The sequence below is a fragment of the Streptomyces flaveolus genome (genome assembly GCF_044765825.1).
Taxonomy (GTDB): domain Bacteria; phylum Actinomycetota; class Actinomycetes; order Streptomycetales; family Streptomycetaceae; genus Streptomyces; species Streptomyces flaveolus.
Window position 1 is genome coordinate 438,177 of the sequence record NZ_JBIWKU010000001.1, and the last position, 17,822, is coordinate 455,998.

20 protein-coding genes and 1 tRNA gene are annotated in these 17,822 nt (G+C 74.2%); 13 read left to right on the forward strand and 8 right to left on the reverse strand.

Translation table 11 applies throughout. The features are described from left to right. Positions 1 to 228 precede the first annotated feature (228 nt). Positions 229 to 900 (forward strand): O-methyltransferase, encoded by a 672-nt coding sequence (locus ACIRG6_RS02000; protein WP_239768366.1) that lies wholly within the window; start codon positions 229 to 231, stop codon positions 898 to 900. An 18-nt stretch (positions 901 to 918) separates the two neighbouring features. On the opposite strand, the gene ACIRG6_RS02005 is transcribed toward ACIRG6_RS02000, so the two are convergent. Next, on the reverse strand, positions 919 to 1,311 hold the full coding sequence (locus ACIRG6_RS02005) for an FHA domain-containing protein (protein WP_239768364.1): 393 nt from the start codon (positions 1,309 to 1,311) through the stop codon (positions 919 to 921). A 92-nt stretch (positions 1,312 to 1,403) separates the two neighbouring features. On the opposite strand from ACIRG6_RS02005, the gene ACIRG6_RS02010 reads away from it, so the two are divergent. Then, positions 1,404 to 1,811, forward strand: a complete 408-nt coding sequence (locus ACIRG6_RS02010; RefSeq protein ID WP_364677352.1) for a DnaJ family domain-containing protein — start codon at positions 1,404 to 1,406, stop codon at positions 1,809 to 1,811. A 10-nt stretch (positions 1,812 to 1,821) separates the two neighbouring features. On the opposite strand, the gene ACIRG6_RS02015 is transcribed toward ACIRG6_RS02010, so the two are convergent. Further along, a complete protein-coding gene (locus tag ACIRG6_RS02015) occupies positions 1,822 to 2,508 on the reverse strand; it encodes a hypothetical protein (RefSeq protein WP_364677351.1) in 687 nt (228 codons plus the stop codon). A gap of 5 nt (positions 2,509 to 2,513) precedes the next feature. Next, positions 2,514 to 3,176: a hypothetical protein gene (locus ACIRG6_RS02020; RefSeq protein WP_350719617.1), complete on the reverse strand. Its 663-nt coding sequence runs from the start codon at positions 3,174 to 3,176 to the stop codon at positions 2,514 to 2,516. 163 nt (positions 3,177 to 3,339) lie between these two features. Between ACIRG6_RS02020 and ACIRG6_RS02025 the strand changes: the two genes are divergently transcribed. Then, a complete protein-coding gene (locus ACIRG6_RS02025) occupies positions 3,340 to 3,843 on the forward strand; it encodes a GNAT family N-acetyltransferase (protein WP_189228022.1) in 504 nt (167 codons plus the stop codon). A gap of 6 nt (positions 3,844 to 3,849) precedes the next feature. Here the strand turns inward: ACIRG6_RS02025 and ACIRG6_RS02030 are convergent, their stop codons facing one another. Next, complete coding sequence (locus ACIRG6_RS02030; RefSeq protein WP_403320257.1) at positions 3,850 to 5,898, reverse strand: MDR family MFS transporter; 2,049 nt, start codon at positions 5,896 to 5,898, stop codon at positions 3,850 to 3,852. A gap of 184 nt (positions 5,899 to 6,082) precedes the next feature. On the opposite strand from ACIRG6_RS02030, the gene ACIRG6_RS02035 reads away from it, so the two are divergent. Beyond that, on the forward strand, positions 6,083 to 7,177 hold the full coding sequence (locus ACIRG6_RS02035; RefSeq protein ID WP_403320260.1) for a peptidoglycan-binding domain-containing protein: 1,095 nt from the start codon (positions 6,083 to 6,085) through the stop codon (positions 7,175 to 7,177). A gap of 546 nt (positions 7,178 to 7,723) precedes the next feature. On the opposite strand, the gene ACIRG6_RS02040 is transcribed toward ACIRG6_RS02035, so the two are convergent. Further along, on the reverse strand, positions 7,724 to 8,386 hold the full coding sequence (locus ACIRG6_RS02040) for an HAD family hydrolase (protein WP_403320262.1): 663 nt from the start codon (positions 8,384 to 8,386) through the stop codon (positions 7,724 to 7,726). A 193-nt stretch (positions 8,387 to 8,579) separates the two neighbouring features. Then, entirely contained in the window at positions 8,580 to 9,161 is a 582-nt protein-coding gene (locus ACIRG6_RS02045) for a TMEM165/GDT1 family protein (RefSeq protein ID WP_239768346.1), read from the reverse strand. A gap of 396 nt (positions 9,162 to 9,557) precedes the next feature. Here ACIRG6_RS02045 and ACIRG6_RS02050 point away from each other — a divergent pair, with 396 nt between their 5' ends. The 4 genes from ACIRG6_RS02050 to ACIRG6_RS02065 all read left to right on the forward strand — a co-directional run bounded on the left by ACIRG6_RS02050 (position 9,558) and on the right by ACIRG6_RS02065 (position 13,472). After that, positions 9,558 to 10,202 (forward strand): HNH endonuclease family protein, encoded by a 645-nt coding sequence (locus tag ACIRG6_RS02050; protein WP_350719626.1) that lies wholly within the window; start codon positions 9,558 to 9,560, stop codon positions 10,200 to 10,202. Positions 10,203 to 10,281: 79 nt separating this feature from the next. Beyond that, the gene (locus tag ACIRG6_RS02055) at positions 10,282 to 11,928 is read left to right on the forward strand and encodes an alkaline phosphatase D family protein (protein WP_403320264.1); all 1,647 of its coding nucleotides are present in this window, start codon (positions 10,282 to 10,284) and stop codon (positions 11,926 to 11,928) included. 233 nt (positions 11,929 to 12,161) lie between these two features. Then, positions 12,162 to 12,614, forward strand: coding sequence for a DoxX family protein (locus tag ACIRG6_RS02060; RefSeq protein ID WP_364817579.1), 453 nt, complete (start codon positions 12,162 to 12,164; stop codon positions 12,612 to 12,614). Positions 12,615 to 12,824: 210 nt separating this feature from the next. Beyond that, positions 12,825 to 13,472, forward strand: coding sequence for a DedA family protein (locus ACIRG6_RS02065; RefSeq protein ID WP_239768341.1), 648 nt, complete (start codon positions 12,825 to 12,827; stop codon positions 13,470 to 13,472). A gap of 33 nt (positions 13,473 to 13,505) precedes the next feature. Here ACIRG6_RS02065 and ACIRG6_RS02070 read toward each other — a convergent pair whose 3' ends face one another. After that, on the reverse strand, positions 13,506 to 13,739 hold the full coding sequence (locus ACIRG6_RS02070; protein ID WP_225638283.1) for a DUF2277 domain-containing protein: 234 nt from the start codon (positions 13,737 to 13,739) through the stop codon (positions 13,506 to 13,508). Between the two features lie 115 nt (positions 13,740 to 13,854). Here ACIRG6_RS02070 and ACIRG6_RS02075 point away from each other — a divergent pair, with 115 nt between their 5' ends. Next, positions 13,855 to 14,199: a hypothetical protein gene (locus tag ACIRG6_RS02075; protein WP_350719632.1), complete on the forward strand. Its 345-nt coding sequence runs from the start codon at positions 13,855 to 13,857 to the stop codon at positions 14,197 to 14,199. A gap of 67 nt (positions 14,200 to 14,266) precedes the next feature. Here the strand turns inward: ACIRG6_RS02075 and ACIRG6_RS02080 are convergent. Continuing rightward, positions 14,267 to 14,341: transfer RNA gene (locus ACIRG6_RS02080), tRNA-Val, on the reverse strand. A 215-nt stretch (positions 14,342 to 14,556) separates the two neighbouring features. Between ACIRG6_RS02080 and ACIRG6_RS02085 the strand changes: the two genes are divergently transcribed. The 4 genes from ACIRG6_RS02085 (at position 14,557) to ACIRG6_RS02100 (ending at position 17,819) form a co-directional block, all read left to right on the forward strand. Then, positions 14,557 to 15,327, forward strand: coding sequence for a DUF4097 family beta strand repeat-containing protein (locus ACIRG6_RS02085; protein ID WP_364677336.1), 771 nt, complete (start codon positions 14,557 to 14,559; stop codon positions 15,325 to 15,327). Positions 15,328 to 15,398: 71 nt separating this feature from the next. Then, a complete protein-coding gene (locus ACIRG6_RS02090) occupies positions 15,399 to 16,805 on the forward strand; it encodes a coiled-coil domain-containing protein (RefSeq protein WP_364677334.1) in 1,407 nt (468 codons plus the stop codon). A gap of 55 nt (positions 16,806 to 16,860) precedes the next feature. After that, positions 16,861 to 17,085 carry an FmdB family zinc ribbon protein gene (locus tag ACIRG6_RS02095; RefSeq protein ID WP_189228009.1) on the forward strand — a complete coding sequence of 75 codons (225 nt, stop codon included), beginning with the start codon at positions 16,861 to 16,863 and terminating at the stop codon, positions 17,083 to 17,085. 77 nt (positions 17,086 to 17,162) lie between these two features. Continuing rightward, the gene (locus tag ACIRG6_RS02100) at positions 17,163 to 17,819 is read left to right on the forward strand and encodes a DedA family protein (RefSeq protein WP_381687654.1); all 657 of its coding nucleotides are present in this window, start codon (positions 17,163 to 17,165) and stop codon (positions 17,817 to 17,819) included. Positions 17,820 to 17,822 lie beyond the last annotated feature (3 nt).

Genomic DNA, 17,822 nt, shown 5'->3' on the forward strand with positions numbered 1-17,822 from the left:
GCCGACGGGAACACCAGGACGCGCGCATACGCCCAAGGCCGCGCGGGCCCGACGCGACCGGGAATCCCGCTCCGCCGGCGGGGGCGCACCGCGGGCGGGATGGTGCGAGGGCGGAGACACGCCCCGGGGGACCTCCGTCGGCTCCGGGACGTGGCCTCCCCGCGCGTCTATATTCGTTAGCGCATCTATTTAGAAGTGCTAACCACGCGTACGGGAGGCCTCCCCGGCATGAGCGACTCACGGCTCTGGGACGACGTCGACGCCTACTTCACCCACCACCTCGCACCGGGGGACGACGCCCTGGAGGCCGCCCTGCGGGAGAGCGACGCCGCCGGGCTGCCGCCGGTGGCCGTCACCGCCACCCAGGGCAAGCTCCTCCATCTGCTCGCCCAGGTCCAGGGCGCCCGCACCATCCTGGAGATCGGCACCCTCGGCGGCTACAGCACCATCTGGCTGGCCCGTGCCCTGCCCGCCGACGGCCGCCTCGTCACCCTGGAGTACAGCGCCCGGCACGCCGAGGTCGCCGTCCGCAACATCGCCCGTGCCGGCCTGGAGTCCGTCGTCGACGTGCGCGTGGGCCCGGCGCTGGAGTCGCTGCCGAAGCTCGCCGACGACAACCCGCCCCCCTTCGACCTGGTCTTCATCGACGCCGACAAGGGCAACAACCCGCACTACCTGGAGTGGGCGCTGCGGCTCACCAGCACCGGCAGCCTGATCGTCCTGGACAACGTGGTCCGCGGCGGGCACGTGGCCGACGCCGGCAGCGACGCCGAGGACGTGCGCGGCACCCGCGCCGCCATCGAGATGATCGGCAGTCATCCGCGGCTCAGCGGCACCGCCGTCCAGACGGTCGGCAGCAAGGGCTACGACGGCTTCGCGCTGGCCCGCGTACTGGCCTGAGCGCGGCCGGGCGCCGGCTCACACCTCGTGGTAGAAGCCGACGTTGACGCTGCGCGGCTCGGTGCGGTCCTGGACGACGATCTCGCCGCTGCCGCCCCTGGGCAGCGGCACGGTGCCGCCGTAGACGAGGGTCTGCGTGTGCGCGCCGACGGTCAGCCGGACCTCCGAGGACGGGTCCGGCTGCGAGCCGCGCAGCCAGGTCAACTGCCAGGTGCCGTCGGGGCCGCAGCGGAACTCCAGGTGGACCCGGGAGACGAACAGCCAGTCGTCCGGCGTCGACAGCCGGCACACGGACCTGTCCCGGCCCACCCGCAGCACCGCGCCCGGCTCGCTGGGCGCGTCGGCCATCTGCATGCCGGCGGTGGCGCCCGCGTCCGCCGCGGTGACGGCGGCCATGGTCAGTTCGAGCACGTGCGCTCCTTCGAGACGTCCCGGCTGGGCGTTGGCTTGTCGCCGCCGCATGATAGATCGGCCGGTCGTGTGGTGTCCGGCACAATGGGGTCATGACCGAGCGAAAGCCACCCGGCGTCGACTTCGAGTCCTGGGTCGACAAGCAGATCCGCGACGCGGACGCCCGCGGCGAGTTCGACCGGCTGCCGGGAGCGGGCAAACCCCTCCCGAGCGACGTGGAGAGCACGTACGACGAACTGTGGTGGGTCAAGCGGAAGATGGCCCGCGAAGGTCTCTCCGTGCTGCCGCCGACGCTGGCCCTGCGCAAGGAGGCGGAGGACGCGCTCGCGGCGGCGGTGGACGCCCCGACGGAGGGCGCCGCCCGCAGGATCGTCGAGCAGATCAACGTCAAGATCCGCGACGTCATGTTCAAGCCGCCGCCCGGGCCCCCGCTGGGACTGAAGCCCTACGACGTCGAAGAGGTCGTAGGGCGATGGCGGGAGCGCCGGACGGAGCGGTGACGCCTGCGCGTCACACGTGCATGAGCCGGTCGGCCAGCTCGCGGTAGTCCCGCAGGGCCAGGCGGAGCTGTTCGGTGTCGGTGCTCGTCGCGCGGGTCTGCTCGCCGGTCTCCTGCCAGGAGGTGCGCAGGGTGCGGCGGCGGTGCGCGACGGCGTCCGTGAAGCGGGCGGCGAGCTCCTCCAGGACGCGGTCGGCCTCCTCCACGGAAGCCCGCGGGGCGTCGACGAACTCCGCCACGGCGTGCTGGAGCCGCTGCCCGAGCCTGTCGCACTCCTCGTGCGGCAGCAGCCCGTGCGTGCCCGCGGCGCCTTCGGCGCGGGTACCGGCGCCGGTGTCGTTGCCGGTGCCCGTACGGGTGCCCGTGCCGGTGGCGCGGGTCCGCAGGCCGGGGCTCACGTCGTCGCGGGTGCCGACGCCGTGGTCGGCTCGCGCGCCGGGCGCCGGGGTGGTGGCGCCGGGCGCCGGGCCGGTGCCGTGGTCGGCACCGATGCCCGCGTCGCGGCCGGCGCGGATACCGGCGCCCTGATCGGCGTGCGCGCCGGGCGCCGGGTCGATGCCGCCTGCCGGGCCGGCGCCGTGGCCGGCCTGGGTGCCGCTCGCCGGGCCCGTGCCCAGCGCGGTCTCTCCGCGGGCGTCGGGGGTCTGCGTGTCTCGTTCGGCGGGGTTGCCGCCGGGCTGCCGGGTCACGTCGGACATGTGGCTCAACTCTCCTTCGGCTGGCGCTTGCTGAACGACCAGGTGTGCTGCGCCCGGGCGGGTGCGGGCCGGTCGCCCTCCGCCTCGGTCCGGTGCCGGCCGCCGTCGTGGCGGGCCGGGCGCACCAGGTCCTCGAACAGGGCGCGCGCCTCGACGAGGGACGCGCGCATCTCCTCCGTGCCCGCACCGCTGTCCTGCGCGCCGTCCACGCGGGCGTGGGTCACGCGGTGCACGCGCCGGTAGCCGTCGACGTGGTGGGCGTGGTGCACGGACAGCGCGGCGAGCTGCTCCTCGTACTGTCCGCCGTCCGGGAAGCCGCGGGCGCCGGCCACCTCGGCGATCAGCCGGTCCGCCTCCGCGACCGCCTCGCGCGGGGAGTCGACGAAGCGCTCCTGCGCGGCCGTCCAGCGCGCCTCGAACCGCTCGCGCTCGGCCGCGTCCAGCTGCCTCGTGTGCAGCGACCCGTGCCGTTCGACACGCTCGGCCAGTTCACGCTCGGCGGCCTTGGTGTCGCCGTCGTGCCGGGCCACGGCCCGGTCGTACTCCGGCCCGAAGCGCCGCTTCAGGTTCCCGCCGTGGGAGCCCCGCGCGCGCGAGGCCAGGACGGCCGCGACGACGAGCACGGCCGCCACGATCACGATCAGAGCAATGATCACGCCTGTGGACATGTGTGCCTTCCGGGTTCTCGGCCCAACCGGCTCTCCGAGCGGCCGGTTCGCACTCCGTGTTGCCGCGCAGGGTCCCCTCAAACGGCGCACGGGAAGCGCCGGCGGCGCGGCGGTGGGAAAATACGCTCGCGCACCGCGCCGGCCGGTCCGGACAATGCAGGTCATGACCTGGACCGTCGCCCCGGAACCGTACGACTCCCCCGTCGCCGCCGCCCTGTGGCGCGCGTACTACACGGAGGTCAGCGACCGCTGGTACCTGCTGCACGAGGGCCGGCGCACCGACCCGGCCGAGCTGGAGCGGGAGATCGCCGCGCAGTCCGGCGCCGACCTGGCCCCGCCCCGGGGCCGGCTGCTGGTGGCGCGGTACGCCGGTGAGCCGGCCGGCACCGCGGGCGTGCGGCTGCGGGACGGCACGACCGCCGAGCTGACCCGGGTGTTCCTGCGGGAGGGCCTGCGCGGCCGGGGCGGTGCCGCGCTGCTCGTCGGGGCCGCCGAGGAGGCCGCACGGGAGCTCGGGGCCGCGCGGATCGTCCTCGACACGCGCGGCGACCTCGTCGAGGCCCGTGCCCTGTACGCGCGGCTCGGCTACACGGAGACCGAGGCGTACAAGGACGACCCGTACGCCGAGCACTGGTTCACCAAGCCGCTGGCCCGGGCCGCCGTCTGACGGGGGTCAGGCGGTCCGGGTCAGGGTGCGCTGGTCGTGCGGGCGCTCCCGCTCCGAGCCGCACAGCTCACCGCTGAGCTCCTTCACCAGCCGCACCAGGTCGGTCGGGCGGTCCGGCCCCCACCAGTCGCCCAGCAGCTCGGCCAGGGAGTCCTCCCGGGCCGTCGCCAGACGCTCGGCGGCCTCGCGGCCCCGGTCGGTCAGGACCAGGTCGGGGCCCTCACGGACGGCGAGGTGCCGCTCCTCCACCTGGCGGGCGGCCGCCATGACGGCGGCCAGCGGAACGGTGCTGCGCTCGGCGAGCACGGCCGGCTCCACCCGGCCGTACTTCCTGACCCGCAGCAGCATCCAGCTCGCCGCCGGCAGCAGGTCGTAGCCCGCCCGTTCGGTGATCCGCCGGTAGATCTCCCGGCGGCCCTCGCGGGTGCCGAGCACCGACAGGGCGCGGCACACCTCGTCGTGCGAGGACCGTTCGACCGGGTTGCTGGCGAAGGTCTGGCTGCCGTCGGGCGCCGTGACCGAGCCGCGCAGCCGGTCCTCCTTCAGGAACCAGGCCAGCGCGAAGCCGAGCAGGGCGACGGGGGCGGCGTACAGGAAGACGTCGGTGATGGCGGACGCGTAGGCGTGCAGGGCCTCCGGACGCAGGGCGGGGGGCAGGGCGCCGATGCCGCGCGGGTCGGCCTTGAGCGAGTCCGTGGAGAAGCCGGGCGGGAGCTGCGCGCCGCGGAAGGCGTCGGTGAGCTTGTCGCCGAGGCGGCTCGCGAAGACCGTGCCGAAGACGGCGACGCCGAAGGCCGCGCCGATGGAGCGGAAGAAGGTGGCGCCGGAGGTGGCGACGCCCAGGTCCTCGTAGGGGACGGCGTTCTGCACGATGAGGACGAGGACCTGCATCACCAGGCCGAGGCCCACGCCGAAGACGAAGAAGTAGACGCTCATCTCGGCGGTCGAGCTGTTCTCGTCGAGCCGGTGCAGCAGGAGCAGGCCGAAGGTGGTGACGGCGGTGCCCGCGACGGGGAAGACCTTCCAGCGGCCGGTGCGGCTGACGATCTGCCCGGAACCGGTCGAGGCCAGCAGGACGCCGACCACCATCGGCAGCATGTGCACACCGGACATGGTCGGACTGACACCCTGCACGACCTGGAGGAACGTGGGCAGGTAGGTCATGGCGCCGAACATCGCGAAGCCGACGACGAAGCTGATGACGGCGGAGAGCGTGAAGGTGCGGACGCGGAAGAGCTTGAGCGGCAGGACGGGCTCGGCGGCCCTGCGCTCCACCGCCACGAAGACGGCGGCCAGGGCGACGCCCAGCACCGCCAGGCCGATGATCTGCGGCGATCCCCACGCCCAGGTCGTGCCGCCGAGCGAGGCGACCAGCACCAGGCAGGTGGCGACGGAGGCGATGAGCAGGGTGCCCAGGTAGTCGATGACGTGCCGGGTCGCCCGGTGCGGGATGTGCAGGACCGCGGCGATCACGGCGAGCGCGACGACGCCGACGGGCAGGTTGATGTAGAAGACCCAGCGCCAGTTCAGATGCTCGGTGAAGACCCCGCCGAGCAGCGGCCCGAGCACGCTGGTCGCGCCGAACACCGCGCCGAACAGGCCCTGGTAGCGGCCGCGTTCACGAGGGGAGACCAGGTCGCCGACGATCGCCATCGACAGCACCATCAGCCCGCCGCCGCCCAGGCCCTGCAAGGCGCGGAAGGCGATCAGCTCGGGCATGCTCTGCGCGAGGCCGCACAGCGCGGAGCCGACCAGGAAGATCCCGATCGCCGTCTGGAACAGCTTCTTGCGGCCGTACTGGTCGCCGAGCTTGCCCCACAGCGGGGTCGCGGCGGTCGCGGCCAGCAGGTACGCGGTGACCACCCAGGACAGGTGCTCGAGCCCGCCCAGGTCGCTGACGATGGTGGGCAGCGCCGTCGACACGATGGTCTGGTCGAGGGCGGCGAGCAGCATGCCGAGGAGCAGGGCCCCGATCGGGACCAGGACGCTGCCGGGGACCTCTTCGCGGTCCTCGGGCCGTACCGGCTCCGTCACTTCGCGCACTTCCGCTGCCATCGAAGACCTCCCGGCGCTGAGTCAGGGGTGCCGCCACCCACACTCCATCCTGATCGGTGTGACCGGTTATGGCCTGTTCAGTCCTGCGGGAGGCGGGTGTTCCGGGGGCGTGTACGCGCGACTGTGGAGAAGATCTGCATAATCTCTGGAGGTCGCGAGGGGAGTCGCGAGGGGAGGGACGAGCGTGGAGCAGCAGCAGAAGCCGTCGCAGGAGCCGCGGAGGCCGCAGGGGCGGCCCCCGGAGCATCCGTGCCCGGAGTGCGGAGCGCCCAGGGAGGCGGACAACACGCCGTCCTGCGCGTGCGGGTCCCGCGCGGCCGACGCCCTGCGCGACGAGCGTGCGGCGCAGGCGGCGGCCGCGGAGGACTTCGATCCGCTGCGGATACGGCCGTACGTCGAGCTGGACGGCACCGGTGAGCCCACGGCGCCCCCGGAGCCGGCCCCGCGGGCGGCGGACCCGGACGCCACCATGACGCTGCGCGCCGTCGACGCCGGGGCGTCCGCCGTGCCCCCGGCCACGGAGGCGACCTCCGCGCTGCCCACGCCCCTGGCGCCCTCGGCCGGTGCGCCCAGCGACCAGGACCTGCGCCTGTTCGACACGACGGCGCCCCTGGAGCCCGTGCCGGAGGGCACCGGTGGCCGCCGGCCGCGCGGACGGCGGCGGGGCGTGCTGCTCGGCGCCGCCGGGGCGGTCGTGGTCGTGGTGGGGGCGGCCGGGTACGCGAGCGGGCTGTTCTCCTACGAGTCGCCGTCGCGGGACGACGCCCTGCCGGACGAGGTCCGGGCGAGCGTGCCGGCCCCGTCGGCCCCCGCGTCCTCGACGGCACCGGAGCCGAGCGCCACGCCGTCCGAACCGGCCACCGCGTCCCCGTCCGCGTCGGCGAGCGTGAGCCCCTCGTCATCGCCCTCGTCCTCGTCGTCGCCCTCGCCGTCCCCGTCGGCGTCGAGCACGTCACCGACACCGTCCCGGTCGCCGGAGCCGACCGCGACCACGCCGAGCGCCCCGGCCCTGGCCCCTGGGGCCGACGGGGAGGACGACGACCGCTACGACGGCGGCGGCACCCTGCACCGCGGCGACCGCGGCGCCGAGGTCACGGAACTCCAGCAGCGCCTGGCCCAGCTTCACCTGTACACGGGCGACATCAACGGCAACTACAACCACCAGGTGGAGGACTCGGTCCGCACCTACCAGTGGGCCCGCGGCATCCGCACCGACGACCTGGGCGTCTACGGCGAGACCACCCGCCACATGCTGGAATCAGAAACCCACCAGCCCTGACACCGGGCACGACAACCCCACCCTCACGGGCCTCCACCCGCCCAGCCGCGGACCTTTGCGCGCCCAACCGCGGACCTCCACCCGCTCAGCCGCGGACCTCCACCCGCCCAGCCGCGGACCTTTGCGCGCCCAACCGCGGACCTCCACCCGCTCAGCCGCGGGCCTCCACCCGCCCAGCCGCGGGCCTCCACCCGCCCAGCCGCGGGCCTTCACCCGCTCAGCCGCGGGCAATCGTGCCGCCAGGGGCGGCACGGGTGGGCGCGGCGGCACCCCGCCAACGCCGGGCCACGCACCCCACCCGCGGACCCCCGCACCCACGCCGTGCACCACGGACACGTGATCCGCGGGCAATCGTGCCGCCAGGGGCGGCACGGGTGGGCGCGGCGGCACCCCGCCAACGCCGGGCCACACACCCCACCCGCGGACCCCCGCACCCACGCCGCGCACCACGGACACGTGATCCGCGGGCAATCGTGCCGCCAAGGGCGGCCCCGCACCCACGCCGGCACCCCGGACACCGGGCGCCCTCGACGCCGGCCGGCGCCGTCAGCCCACGTGCAGCCGCAGTCCCCCACGCCCGTCGGCCTCCACCCGGACCTCCGTCAGGTCCCCCACCACCACATCCGGCCCGTGCACACCGGCCCGGGGCCCGACCCCCACGACCCGCATCCCCGCCGCCCGCGCCGCCGTGATCCCCGCCCCGGAGTCCTCGAAGACGATGCAGTCCGCCGGGGCGACACCCAGTTCGGCCGCGCCCTTGAGGAACCCCTCCGGGTCGGGCTTGCTCGCGCCGACCGACTCCGCGGTCACCCGCACGTCCGGCAGCGCCAGCCCCGCGGCAGCCATCCGCGCCGTGGACAGCGCGACGTCCGCGGAGGTCACCAGCGCGTGCGGCAGCCCATGCAGCGAGGCGAGGAACTCCCGCGCCCCGGCGATCTCCACGACACCCTCGGTGTCGGCGGTCTCCTCGGCGAGCATCCGCGCGTTGTCCGCGTGGTTCTGCTCCATCGGCCGGTCCGGCAGCAGCAGCGTCATCGAGGCGTACCCCTGCCGCCCGTGGACGACCTTCATGACCTCGTCGCCGTCCAGCCCGTGCCGGTCGGCCCAGCGCCGCCACACGCGCTCGACGGCGGCGTCCGAGTTGACGAGGGTGCCGTCCATGTCGAGCAGCAGGGCACGGGCGGGAAGAACAGTGGTGGTGGCCGTCATCGGCAGACTCCAAGGCGCGGGGAGGGAACAAGGCGGCCCCGCCCGCCGGTCAGGGAAAACGGGCGGGAGCCACTTTGTTTCTCTACGGTACAAAACAGCGTGGGGATCGCGCCACCGCCCGGACGAACGTTCACCCCCCGTTCGCCCGCACAGCAGCGCGACACGCGGCACGCGGCGCGCAGCGCATCGCCGCTCAGCCCGCGACCGCCTCCCACAGACTCCACACGCCGAGCCCCAGCATCAACAGCGCCGCGACCTTGGTGATCAGCGCCAGCGGCACCCGCTTCATCAGGGCCTTCCCGCCGACGATGCCGAGCCCGGCCACCGCCCACAGCGCGAGCACCGCACCCAGGCCGACGGAGATCGGGTCGTCGTAGCGGGCCGCGAGGTTCGCCGTCATGATCTGCGTGAGGTCGCCGAACTCGGCGACCAGGATGAGCATGAAGCCCGCCCCGGCGACCTTCCAGAAGGACTGGTCCTCGGGCTTGCGGATCTCCTCGTCCTCGTCGTCCTTCTTCATCAGCAGCACCGCGGCGCCGCCCAGGAACAGCACACCCGTCAGCGCGTGCACGATCTGCTGCGGCAGCAGGGTCAGCACGCTGCCGGCCGCGACCGCGAGCACGACGTGCAGGAGAAAGGCGGCGGCGACGCCGGCGAAGACGTACGACGCGCGGTAGCGGGTGCCGAGGACGAGACCGGCGAGCGCGGTCTTGTCCGGCAGTTCGGCGAGGAAGACGACGCCGAAGACGAGCGCCGTCACGGTCAGGCTGATCAAGGAATCCTCTATCGGTCGGGGCCACCCCGCCGAGAGTGCTGGTCCTGCGCGAACGACACCTCGGCACGGCAGCACACGGTCGCCCGCCGTACGGAACGGGCGTGCACTGCTTGCCGAAGGTCTCGCTGACGGCCCCGTGAACGAGGTCCGCCTCCGGGCGCCGGCTCAGACGAGCTGAGCAGTATGTCGACGGTCCGGCGAAGAGCTACTCCCCTTCTGCGCCGTCCATGGTACGCGAGCACCCGGTCGGCCCCAGGGGGCGAAAGTCCCGTCGCGCTTATAGACGTGCCATGCACACGTCACTAACTTCTTACCGGCCGCACATCTGTGCGCCATGCGGCGTCGCGAGCATTCCCTCGCTCGCGCCCAAGACCCCCACACCCCAAGGGAGTTCGCATGCCGAAGTTCTACGCGCGTCGACGCCTCGCCACGCTCGCCGCGCTCACCGGACTCATAGCCTCCGCCGGGCTGTTCAACGGCCCGGCCGCCTCCGCCGCGCTGCCCACCCCGGTGAGCGCCGCCACCGCCCGCTCCTACCTCGCCTCCCTCACGGTGGCCACCGAGAACCGCACCGGCTACGACCGCGACCTCTTCCCGCACTGGATCACCCAGTCGGGCACCTGCAACACCCGTGAGACGGTCCTCAAGCGCGACGGCTCGGGCGTCGTCACCGACTCCGCCTGCGCCGCCACCGCGGGCAGCTGGTACTCCCCCTACGACGGCGCCACCTGGACCGCCGCCTCCGACCTGGACATCGACCACCTCGTGCCGCTCGCCGAGGCCTGGGACTCCGGCGCGAGCGGCTGGACCACCTCCCGCCGCCAGGCGTTCGCCAACGACCTGACCCGCCCGCAGCTCCTCGCCGTCACCGACAACGTCAACCAGGCCAAGGGCGACCAGGACCCGGCCACCTGGCTGCCCTCCCGCACCGCCTACCGGTGCACGTACGTACGCGCCTGGGTGCAGGTGAAGTACTACTACGGCCTCTCCGTGGACTCCGCCGAGAAATCTGCGCTGCAGAACCAGCTCGCGAGCTGCTGAGGCCCCGGTTCCGGCGCGGACACTCCCCGCCGCCCTCCGTCGTTCCGTACCGTACGGGGCGACGGAGGAGGGGATCGCCATGGCGGGACTGCGCCTGGGACCACTGCTGAGGTACAACGACGGCTCGTCCGCGACCATCTGGGCCGAGACGAGCCGTCCCTGCACCGCCGAGGTGCGCTGCGCCGACGGCGCGATCGGCACGGCCCGCACCTTCCAGATCGCGGGCCACCACTACGTCCTGGTCCCGGTGACCGGACTGACGCCCGGGACGGCGACGGAGTACGAGATGTTCCTCGACGGCGCGCACGTGTGGCCGCCGCCGGACTCCCGCTTCCCGCCCTCGGTGATCGCCACGCCCGCCGGCGAGGAGGGCGTGCGCGTCGCCTTCGGCTCCTGCCGCTGGGCCGCGCCGCCGGCCGGCGGGAAGGACCGGGTGGGTCCGGACGCCCTGGACACCCTCTCGGCCCGCGTCGCGGCAGACCCGGAGGGCGCGCGGCCCGACGTCCTGCTGCTGCTCGGGGACCAGGTGTACGCCGACGAGGTCTCCGACGCGACCCGCCGCTGGATCGCGGGGCGCCGCGACCTGGCGGAGCCGCCGGGCGACCAGGTCGCCGACTACGCCGAGTACACCCGGCTCTACGACGAGTCGTGGGGCGACCCGGAGGTGCGCTGGCTGCTGTCCACCGTGCCCTCGTGCATGGTCTTCGACGACCACGACGTGATCGACGACTGGAACACCTCGGCCGCCTGGGTCGCCGACATGCGGGCCACCGACTGGTGGCGCGAGCGGATCCTGAGCGGCCTGATGTCGTACTGGGTGTACCAGCACCTGGGGAACCTCTCCCCGGCCGACCTGGCCGCCGACCCGCTCTACGCGGCCGTCCGCGCCACTCCCGACGGCACCGACGCGCTGCGCGACTTCGCCGCCCGGGCCGACACCGACCCGGCCTCCGTGCGCTGGAGCTACCGGCGCGACTTCGGCCGGGTGCGGCTGGTGATGGTGGACTCCCGCGCCGCCCGGGTCCTGGCCGAGGACCGGCGTTCGATGCTCGACCCGGGCGAGGCCGCCTGGCTGCGCGAGCAGGTGCTGGACGGGCGGGACGACGGCGAGGCCCCCTACGACCACCTCCTCGTCGGCACCTCCCTGCCCTGGCTGCTGCCCCATCTCGTCCACGACCTCGAAGCGTGGAACGCCGCGGTGTGCGGCGGCGAGCGGGGCGCCCGCTGGGCCCGGCTCGGGGAGCGGATCAGGCGCGGGGCGGACCTGGAGCACTGGCCGGCCTTCCCGGCCTCGTTCGACGCGCTCGCCGGCCTGATCGCCGACGCCGGGACGGGACCGGGGGCGCCGGCGACGGTGAGCGTGCTGTCGGGTGACGTCCACCACGCCTACGTGGCCGAACCGTCCTGGCCGGGCCGGGACACCGACGCCCGGGTCGTGCAGCTGACCTGCTCCCCCGTGCACAACTCCGTGCCGCTGTCGATGCGGCTCGGCTTCCGCTTCGGCTGGAGCGCCCCGGCGCGCGCTCTCGGGCGGCGCATCGCCCGGCACGGGCGCTGTTCGCCTCCGGCGGTCTCCTGGCGAAGGACCGGCGGCCCCTGGTTCGGCAACCAGCTCATGACGCTGACCCTGCGCGGGCGCTCGGCCCGGCTGCGCCTGGAGCAGGCCCGCGCGGAGCGCGACGGGACGACGGCACTGCGGACGGTCACGGACAGGGAGCTGGCATAGGCGACCGGCCGGTCCGGGTAGGAAACCAGTCACGCGGGGGCGGAGCGCTCCCTTCCATGGGAGCGCTCCCACCAGCCGGGACGGATGCGGAGCGTCGGCAACCGCTGGTGAAGTCATGGCCAAATGTTGAACTTGCAAGTACTGCTTAGGGACACCTAACGTGGGCAGCCCACTCGGTTCCGTCCCCACCGGCTCCCCCCACGGGCCGGCCCGACCGAAGGAGCACCCCCCACATGTCCGGACGCCTCGACAGCGCCCAGCCCTACGCCCTCGGCCTGTTCCGCATCGTCGTCGGCCTGCTCTTCGCCTGCCACGGCGCCGCCTCCCTCTTCGGCGTGCTCGGCGGCGCCTCGGGAACCGGCGGCACGATAGAGGCCGGCACCTGGCCGGGCTGGTACGCGGCCGTGATCCAGCTCGTCGCCGGCGGCTTCGTCCTGCTGGGCCTCGGCACCCGCGCCGCCTCGCTGATCGCCTCGGGCTCGATGGCGTACGCCTACTTCAAGGTGCACCAGCCGGGAGCCCTGTGGCCGATGGAGAACGGCGGCGAGGCCTCCGCGATGTTCTGCTGGGCCTTCCTGCTGCTGGTCTTCACCGGCTCCGGCGCCTTCGGCCTGGACCGGGTCCTGGCCCGTCGCACGTCCCAGCCGGAGCAGCAGGCGACGGAGCGGACGCCCGTCGCGGCCTGAGCCGGCCGGTGCGGCGCCCACCTTCCGCGAGGTGGGCGCCGCCTCGCGTTGTGCGGCGGCCGGGTGAACACTCCGTGCCGTGCCCGCGAGCCCCCTGTGAACCAGGTGTCACACCCCGGGCGTACGCTGTATGGCTGTCATCGACCGCTCCTGCCGTTTCCCCGCGCATCGCGGCACGGTCCGGTCCACGGGGGAGCCAGGGGAGTTGTGGTGGTCGAGGGTTTCGGGAATGTGGCGGCGCTGGTCAGCAGCCCATGGATCTATGTGCTGGTGGTCGTCTCGGTGCTGCTCGACGTCTTCCTGCCGGTGCTGCCGAGCGGCGTGCTCGTGATCACGGCGGCCACGGCCGCGGCCGCGGGCTCGGGTGCGGCGGCGGCCGGACGGGTGCCGGACGACGTCCCCGACATCCTGGTCCTCCTGCTGTGCGCGACGACCGCCTCCGTCCTCGGTGACCTGGTGGTGTACCGCCTGGCCTGGCGCGGCGGAGCCCGCCTGGACCGGGCGATCGCCCGGTCGCGCCGGCTGACCACCGCGCAGGAACGTCTGGGCGGCGCACTCGCCCGCAGCGGGGGCGCCCGAGGCGCCCTCGTCGTCCTGGCCCGTTTCGCCCCGGCCGGCCGCTCGGTCGTCTCCCTCGTCGCCGGAGCCGCCCACCGCCGGGTCCGCGAATTCCTGCCCTGGTCCGCCCTCGCCGGGCTGTCCTGGGCGGCGTACAGCGTCGCCCTCGGCTACTTCGGCGGCCAGTGGCTCGGCGCGAGCTGGCTGGCGACGGGCGTGTCCCTCGTCGCCCTGTTCGGTGCGGGGGCGGGCGCGGCGTACCTGATGCGCCGCCAGCCGCGGGCCACCGAGGCCTCGTAGCGGGCGTCCGGCAGGCCGGTCCCGGCAGCGGCGTCAGCTCGCCCGCCGCGCGCCGGCGCCTCCCCGCACCTCCAGGCCGGCGAGCAGCTCGGCCGTCGCCGCGGTGACGGCGTCCACGGCCTGTTCGAAAACCTCCCGGTTGTGCGCGGCCGGCGCCCGGAAACCGGACACCTTGCGCACGTACTGCAGGGCGGCGGCCCTGATCTCGTCCCCGGTGGCCTCCTCGGCCAGCGCGGGCGGGCGAAGCGTCTTGATGCTGCGGCACATGGCTCCAGTCTCCACCCGCGGGCCCGTCCAGGGGCCGCGCCCGCTGCGGCACTCGTTCGCATGAACCACCGAAGGGAACGCGCGCCTCAAATTCGAACAGGCGTATCATTGAGGGGTGGCTACGACCTATGACTTCCCCAGTGATCTCCTCGCCGGTCAGGAGGAACTGCATCAGGTCCGGGCCGAGCTGTCGGCCCTGTTGAAAAGGCTCCCCTGGTCCGTCGAGCCGCTGGACGGCTTCAGTGACGACAACGGCTGGCGCAAGGTCGAGCGCCCCGCCTCGCCCGGCTGGTCCGAGGACGAACAGGCCGAGGTGGAGAAGCTCCGGCAGCGCGAGCGCGAGCTCGCCGTCTTCGTCAGCACCCACCGGTACTGGTCCGAGATCACCGGCCCCGACCGCGTGCACGCCCGCACGGAACTGAAGCACGCCCACGAGCACAGGCCGGGGCAGGACACCTAGCGCAGGCGCACGCGAGAGGCCCCCGGACGATGTCCGGGGGCCTCTCGGCCGGCGCTGGTGCCGGTCCTGGTGGGCGCGGACGGTTTCGAACCGCCGACATCCTGCTTGTAAGGCAGGCGCTCTACCCCTGAGCTACGCACCCAGGACGAGTCGACAGCCTACATGGCCCCGGGCACTGTCCGGCAAACGCACCGGGGCCCGGCCCCGGGCGGGGGTTAACCCCACCCCGTATCCGGGAGCGGCCCGGATCCCCGCGCGGGGACCGGATCCGTACGGTCGAGGAGTATCACCGCACCGAGCCCGCCGACCGGGCCTTCCGGTGCGGTGCCTCGTCGTCCGTCCCAGGGGGAGATCGTCATGGCCGCCCGTACCGTCACCGCTCGTGCCCTCGCCGCCGCCGGCGTGGTCGCCGTCCTCGTCGCGGGGCTCAGCGCCTGCTCCTCCGCCGAGGAGGACAAGGACCCCGACCACCGGTCCTTCGCCCTGCCGGGCAGCACCCTCACCATCGACGCCGACGACTCCGCGCTGGAGATCGTCGCCGCGGACGGGCACGCGTCGGGCAAGGTCGAGGTCACCCGGTGGTTCAAGGGCTCGGTCGTCGTCGGCTCGGACCCCGAGGTGACCTGGAGCATGGACGGCGACCGGCTGAAGCTGCGGACGCACTGCTCCGGCGTGATCGCCGACTGCGCCACCAAGCACCGCGTGGAGGTGCCCCGCGGCATCGCGGTCACGGTGAAGACCGACGACGGCAGCGTCCGGGCGCGAGGATTCCGGGACCCGCTGGACATCCGCACGGCCGACGGGTCCGTGCGCGTCAGCGACTCCACCGGGCCGCTGGCGCTGCGCAGCGACGACGGATCGCTGCGCGCGGAGGTCTCCTCGCGCCGGGTGGACGCGACCACCAAGGACGGCTCGGTCCGCCTCGAACTCGGGGCCGTCCCCGACCGGGTGGAGACCCGCAGCGACGACGGCTCCGTCACCGTCGACCTGCCCCGGGCCACGTACAAGGTGTCCGCCGACAGCGACGACGGGTCGGTCGACGTGTCCGTGCCCCGGGACGACGCGAGCTCCCACGTGGTGACCGCGCGGACCCAGGACGGCAAAGTCACGGTCCGGACCGCGAACTGACCGGCCCGTGTGTTCGTCTCTTACGGGTGGGAGAATGAACCCGGGCAGGACGGACGACACGGGAGAGGGATGTGACGGCGACACCATCGCAGCCGTACTCGCCGATGGTGCCGCGCGTGCCGCGCCCGCCGCACCGGTCCCCGACGAGCCGCCCGCCCGGCGCGCTCCGTGACACCCTCACCCTGTTGGGCCTGCCGCTGCTCGCCGCGCTCGCCCTGCCCGCCGCGTTCGCCGGCGGCGGCACCCGGCGCTGGTTCGGCGGCCGGGCCGAGAGCCAGCGGGCCGAGGCGCAGGCCGCGAAGGACGCCGCCGCGGCGGCCTTCTACGACCTGGACACCGCCCAGCGGGACCTGCGGATCTCGATAGAGACGATCGCGGCCGTCGACTCCTCCCCCGCCGCCCGGCGCGCCGTCGACGGCTTCGCGGCACTGGGCCGGCGCATCGACGAGGCCAGCGGCCGGTACATCAGCGCCGTCGACGCCCACGACCTGGACCGGGACGACCTGGAGGCGTCGGCCGCCTCCCGTGCCCGCACCGAGCTGACCGCCGCCAAGGACGAGCTCGGCCGGGTCAAGCAGGAACTGGACCGCTTCGCCGAAGGACTCGGCCCGCTGCTCGGCAAGGCCGAGACCCAGCTGGCCCGGCTCGCCCCCGCCGTCGAGCGCGCCCGGCAGACCCTGCTCGCCGCCTCCGACGCCCTGGACGCCGTACGGGGCGCCGGGCTGAAGGCCGACGGCCTCGCCGCCCGCCTCGCCGCCCTGGGCCCGGAGCTGACCCGGCTGAACCAGGGCGCCGGACAGCACGGCGTGCCCCAGACCCTGGAGCGGGCCGAGCGGGTCACCCGGGAGGCCGAGGCGGTCCGTGCCGAGGCGGAACGCCTGCCCGAGCGGGCCGCCGAGACCGACCACCGGCTGGTCTCCCTGCGCACCCGCGCCCAGGCCCTGACCACCCGCGCCGGGCAGGTCGAACCGGTACTGAGCGAGCTGCGGCGGCGGTTCACGGCCGCCTGCTGGCAGGACCTCCAGCACGTGCCCGACCACGCCGCCGAAACGGTCCGCCAGGCCGAGGCCAAACTGGCCGAGGCACGGCGTGCCCGCGACGAGCAGCGCTGGCCCGACGCCACCGCCCTGCTGTCGACGGTCCGGGCCCTGCTGAACAGCACCGACGAGGCCGTCTCGGCCGCCGGTGACCGGCTGCGGCAGCTCAACGCCGTGCAGAAGGACCCGCAGCAGGAGATCGAACGCACCCGGTTCGCGATCCGCGACGCCCAGCGGCTCGCCATGGCGGGCCGCAACACCCCCGACCCGCGGCACGCGCGCCCCCTGGACGACGCCGTGGCCCGGCTGGAGCGGGCGATCACCACGCTAGAGGGCCGGCACCCCGACTACTGGCACTTCCTGACGGAGACCGACGCGGTCCGCAGGACGGTTGCCGACGTGGTGACGCACATCCGCGAGGAGCGGGGAAGCGGGCACTGAGACCGGCTTCCGTCACCGGGGCCGGCCGCCGGGGGCCGCCGGTTAACCTGTGCTCATGCCTCGCTACGAGTACCGCTGCCGCAGCTGCGGCGACACCTTCGAACTGAGCCGTCCCATGGCCGAGTCCTCCGCCCCGGCGCCCTGCCCCGCGGGCCACGACGACACGGTGAAGCTGCTGTCGACGGTCGCCGTCGGCGGCTCGGCCTCCGCACCGGCCCCGGCGCCCCGCGCGGGCGGCGGAGGCGGTGGCGGCTGCTGCGGCGGAGGCTGCTGCGGCTGACCGGTGACGCCGGGGCGCGCCCAGGGCCGCCCCGGTCGCTCAGGATCTCTTCAGGTTCACCCGCCTAGCGTGGAGCCATGGCAGTCATCGCGGCGGAGGCGACGGGCGGCGCGCCCCAGTGGATCAGCGACCTGATGGACACCCTCGGGGCGCCCGGGGCCGGGCTGGCCGTCGCCCTGGAGAACCTCTTCCCGCCGATCCCGAGCGAGGTCATCCTGCCGCTGGCGGGCTTCGCGGCCAGCACGGGCAGCATGAACCTGGTCGCCGCGCTCGTGTGGACCATCGCCGGTTCGGTCGTGGGCGCCCTCGCGCTGTACGGCATCGGGGCGCTCCTCGGCCGGGAGCGGACGATCGCCGTGGCGGCCCGGCTGCCGCTGGTGAAGGTCTCGGACATCGAGCGCACGGAGGAGTGGTTCCGCCGGCACGGCACCAAGGCCGTGTTCTTCGGCCGGATGCTCCCCGTCTTCCGCAGCCTGATCTCCGTCCCGGCGGGCGTGGAGCGCATGCCCCTGCCGGTGTTCACGGCGCTGACCACTGCGGGCAGCGCCCTGTGGAACACCGCCTTCGTCCTGGCGGGCTACTTCCTCGGCGACAACTGGCACCAGGTCAGCACGGTCGTCTCCGCGTACTCCAAGGTCGTGCTCGCCGCCGCCGCGCTGGCCGTGGTGGCCTTCGTGCTCCTGCGGCTGCTGCGCCCGGGCCGCGGCAGCCGCCGCAAGGCCGACCGGCGGTGAACG

Coding starts and splice junctions, on each gene's coding strand:
- ACIRG6_RS02000 (WP_239768366.1), top strand. CDS start 229: ATGAGCGACTCACGGCTCTGGGACGACGTCGACGCCTACTTCACCCAC.
- ACIRG6_RS02100 (WP_381687654.1), top strand. CDS start 17,163: ATGGCAGTCATCGCGGCGGAGGCGACGGGCGGCGCGCCCCAGTGGATC.
- ACIRG6_RS02020 (WP_350719617.1), bottom strand. CDS start 3,176: ATGTCCACAGGCGTGATCATTGCTCTGATCGTGATCGTGGCGGCCGTG.
- ACIRG6_RS02095 (WP_189228009.1), top strand. CDS start 16,861: ATGCCTCGCTACGAGTACCGCTGCCGCAGCTGCGGCGACACCTTCGAA.
- ACIRG6_RS02060 (WP_364817579.1), top strand. CDS start 12,162: ATGTCCGGACGCCTCGACAGCGCCCAGCCCTACGCCCTCGGCCTGTTC.
- ACIRG6_RS02015 (WP_364677351.1), bottom strand. CDS start 2,508: ATGTCCGACGTGACCCGGCAGCCCGGCGGCAACCCCGCCGAACGAGAC.
- ACIRG6_RS02085 (WP_364677336.1), top strand. CDS start 14,557: ATGGCCGCCCGTACCGTCACCGCTCGTGCCCTCGCCGCCGCCGGCGTG.
- ACIRG6_RS02050 (WP_350719626.1), top strand. CDS start 9,558: ATGCCGAAGTTCTACGCGCGTCGACGCCTCGCCACGCTCGCCGCGCTC.
- ACIRG6_RS02055 (WP_403320264.1), top strand. CDS start 10,282: ATGGCGGGACTGCGCCTGGGACCACTGCTGAGGTACAACGACGGCTCG.
- ACIRG6_RS02040 (WP_403320262.1), bottom strand. CDS start 8,386: ATGACGGCCACCACCACTGTTCTTCCCGCCCGTGCCCTGCTGCTCGAC.
- ACIRG6_RS02025 (WP_189228022.1), top strand. CDS start 3,340: ATGACCTGGACCGTCGCCCCGGAACCGTACGACTCCCCCGTCGCCGCC.
- ACIRG6_RS02010 (WP_364677352.1), top strand. CDS start 1,404: ATGACCGAGCGAAAGCCACCCGGCGTCGACTTCGAGTCCTGGGTCGAC.
- ACIRG6_RS02070 (WP_225638283.1), bottom strand. CDS start 13,739: ATGTGCCGCAGCATCAAGACGCTTCGCCCGCCCGCGCTGGCCGAGGAG.
- ACIRG6_RS02030 (WP_403320257.1), bottom strand. CDS start 5,898: ATGGCAGCGGAAGTGCGCGAAGTGACGGAGCCGGTACGGCCCGAGGAC.